This window comes from Okeania sp., from assembly GCF_983059655.1.
In genome coordinates this window covers 1-3606 of the sequence record NZ_CEZPJD010000798.1, presented here as the reverse complement: position 1 = coordinate 3606, position 3606 = coordinate 1, and the positions used below count along the sequence as shown (strand labels likewise).

General features: G+C 37.9%; 3 protein-coding genes. All 3 read right to left on the bottom strand.

The genetic code is table 11. From position 1 onward, the window contains the following. Positions 1 to 463: 463 nt before the first annotated feature. Positions 464 to 1207 carry a 2-phosphosulfolactate phosphatase family protein gene (locus AC3DU7_RS28530; protein ID WP_488042633.1) on the bottom strand — a complete coding sequence of 248 codons (744 nt, stop codon included), beginning with the start codon at positions 1205 to 1207 and terminating at the stop codon, positions 464 to 466. Positions 1208 to 1379: 172 nt separating this feature from the next. Beyond that, on the bottom strand, positions 1380 to 1790 hold the full coding sequence (locus AC3DU7_RS28525; RefSeq protein ID WP_488042632.1) for a hypothetical protein: 411 nt from the start codon (positions 1788 to 1790) through the stop codon (positions 1380 to 1382). After that, a partial coding sequence (locus AC3DU7_RS28520; RefSeq protein ID WP_488042631.1) for an AAA family ATPase occupies positions 1787 to 3606 on the bottom strand: 1820 nt, incomplete at its 5' end. The genes AC3DU7_RS28525 and AC3DU7_RS28520, both read right to left, overlap by 4 nt.

Below are 3606 nucleotides of genomic sequence, written 5' to 3'. Positions count from 1 at the left end.
ACGCCGACCAAGAGAGGGAACGCCGACCAAGAGAGGGAATGCTGACCAAGAGAGGCAACAGGGGTAATAAAAAACCGATAATATAAGACTTTTAGCTATTGGACATCTCCTGCAATTTGTAAATATGCCAGCGCACATTGCTATAAATATGGGACACAAAATAAAAACTACAAGTATTATAGGGACTTTCTATGGAATGTCCCTACAGTGGTCTAACAATAATGGAACTGTATAACCAAATTTGATATTATTTACCGAAAAATTAAGGTATAAAGCCTCTCCATTAATGGAGAAAAAAGTGGTCGTTTTGCTACGCAACATGTAAAGCGCAGCGCACCCGTTGGGTGGGATGGCGAGGAAACCTGCGCCATATCCAATCGACCAAGAGAAGAAAAAAATTCCTTTTAACCCAATCCTATCCGTTTTCAAGGAGAGGTAATTCTAAATTCGCGCATTCTAAATTCTAAATTCTTGAAGCTCTAATTAAAACTCCTGCTTCTTTCTGCATAGGCAAAACATCTAAAATGTCAGTTTGAGAGCAATATTTGAGGTCTTCATAACATTCTAAGCGTTGGAGGCGTTTGCCGTGACTGGCATAATTTAATAGTTCATATAATTTTTGCTCCCACTGAAGATAGAGGGATATTGCGCCAAATACTTCATCATTTCCTACAGTTTCATCTGGGAGAGAATTAGTTTCTGTAATTAGGGTATGAGCGATCGCTCCTGCACAGACTGTATCTTCCAATGAATAACTACCTTCCCACCCAGAACCCAATATCCAAATAGTTTCTGGTTTGTTGGTTTTGAGATATTCAACTACGGAGCGACGGTTGACAAGTGCTGCTGCTAGGACAACTTTTGCATTTTGAATACGCTGAAGACAACGAGTGCCATTAGTAGTAGTCATAAATAAGCGTTTATCTTTGACCACTTCTGAAGTAAAGTTGAGGGGTGAGTTGCCTTCATCACAACCTTCTACTTTTTTGCCTCCTCTTTCTCCTACACGAATGCGTTTATCGGCAGGCCATTGTTCGCTGACTGCCATTAATTCTTGAACATCGCTAAATACTTGTACTGCTTCTGCACCTGCATTTAATGCTGTGGCCATTGTTGTTGTAGCTCTGAGGACATCAACCGCGATCGCGCAGTCTGGCATATTTTCGGTGGGGGTTTCTTCGGGAGTGTGGTAGATGAATATTTTCACGGTTTAGTTATAAGTAATACTGCTGATTAATTATTGTATTGCTTTATAGCGCTTTTCAAATTGATGACCTCACGTCATAACCAAAACCTTGTAAGAGCGTTAGCGACAGCTTTGCGTTAGCAAATGGCCATTCGTCCCTACTGTGATGAAAACCGCTTTATGTGGACATTTATTATGTTTTGCCAGTAATAATTCTGCGGATGTCGTCTTGAATTTGAGTACCAGTCTTTCCTTCCCATCGTACTTTTAACAAATTCAGTCCCACTTCTGCATATTTTGTGATAATTTCCATAACTTCCCGACTTTCGGTAGGTTGGGGTTCACCGTTACGTTTAGTTATGGCATGAACTCCTGCTTCTAGTGCCAGACGTACCTCATCATCAACAGTATTGATATATACCATATCCTGGCGACCTTTGAGAGAAACTTGGGAGATATCAGCATTTTGTTTGATGGCATAAGCTGCGGCAAATACATAAGCATCAACCATTCGTCCGAAAACGGCCTGACTTTTGAGGGCGTCCAAATAACCTTTTGCTTCTGCTGTAGGGCGAATAGTTGCTTTGGGGTCAATACGTTTCATTCTTTTTCCTCCACTACGGAAGCATCTTCAGTTGCTCCGAGACGGCGAATATTGAGAATACCTGCAATATGAGGTTGCACAATACCCAAAAGCTCTGGGGGAAAGTCTCGGTCTGTTGCTAAAACTATTACCTGGGATGGAATTTCTGGTAATGATTTAATTAAGTTTTTCTGATGTTTGGTGTCTAGATGACCAAAAGGAGTATCCATAATTAAAGGTGCTGCTGTACCAGATGCTAAATTTAATCCTGTGATAAAAGCGAAGGCTAATGCTTCTTTTTCTCCTGCACTTAAAGTTTCTGGGTCGATAATTTGACCTACTGCATTTTTGACTCCTAAGGTATAGTCTGGTTGAATTTTTATGCCTTGATATTCTTCTGGTTTATTAGTGACTTGGCGGTGAATGTTAGAGGTTTTATCTTCGATGCTTTGTTTTCTTTCTTCTGTTCGCCATTCTATTAGCTCATCTGTGGCTTCATAAAGACTTCTTGCTAATTTTGCTTGCCTTGCTAAAGTTTCTGTTTGTTTATCTTGAGTTGCTAATTTTTCTATGTCTCGGCGTTGTTTTTCTTCCTCTTTTTTTAAATCTTCTATTTCCTTATTTAATCTGTCAATTTGTTCTTTTTTCTGTCTGGCAGTTTGCTCTGCTGTTCCTACCAATTGCCAAGTTGCTTGAGCGTCTTCTCGATTAATTCCTTTAGTTTCTCGTTTCAGACGATATGCGTCTATTTTGATTGTTTCTAGTTCATCTTGTAGGCAATCACGCTCCAACAAAAGGTCTTCAAAGTTAGGTATTTTATAGTCAGAAATTGTTTCTAAACGGTTGCGTAATTCATCCTGACGGATTACTTCTTGGGTACTACTAACACCAGATTCTAAGCTTTCAATTTCTTTGATAATAAATTGACGAGAATCTTCATCTATACAACGACCACAAACACAAGTTTTATCTTCTAATAATTCTCGTAAAAGCTTAACTGAACCAGAACGTCGAGCGGTTGTAATAGCTGTACTTTGCATATCATCTGCAACTTCTCTTATAAATTCTATCAATAGCGGAATAGGTGCTTGTCTCAATCCATTTTCTAATTTTTTTGTTGCTTTTTTGAGGTTTTCTTTACAACGTTCTTGCTCTCTTTCTAAATCCTTTAATTGTTCTAACTTATTTTGTAGTTCTTCAATTTGATTTGCTTCTTCTGTTGTTTCTTCCAGCTCTTTAATAGCATTTTTCTCATCTAATTTTGCTTTCTCAAGTTGTGCTGTTTTGACTTCTATATTTTCTTGAATTTCTCGAAGTTTTTGTTTGACTTGTCTGAGACTTTCATTCACCGAATCTACTTCATCAAATTTTCTATCTAATTTTTTTCTAGTAATTTTTACATCGTGCCGTAGATTTAGTAATTCAGTAATTCCGAGTATTCGCTCTATGGCTTTGTGGGTTTCTTTAGTGTGAATTCTTTGAGCATAACGTTTAATTTCTACACCATCAAAGAAGAAAAATTCTTTACAGGAATTTGGCAATAGTTCCTCGATTTTGTCTGGCACATCTCTGATATTTTTACCATTTTTATTGATTACTGGTAGTTCTACTTTTGCTCTAGCTATCTCACCTTGTATTTCTCTTTTTGCAACTCTGCTAATATTGTAAAGATCTCCATTACGCTCAAAAACAAGTTCTACTGACATTTCCAAGTTAGGATTCTCTTTAACTACTACGCGATTAAAATGGTCTAGTAATTTAGAATCAGAAATAGCTTTTGCACCGTAAAGACACCATTGAATTGCCTCTAGTATAGATGTTTTGCCAAATCCATTTT

Coding starts and splice junctions, on each gene's coding strand:
- AC3DU7_RS28525 (WP_488042632.1), bottom strand. CDS start 1,790: ATGAAACGTATTGACCCCAAAGCAACTATTCGCCCTACAGCAGAAGCA.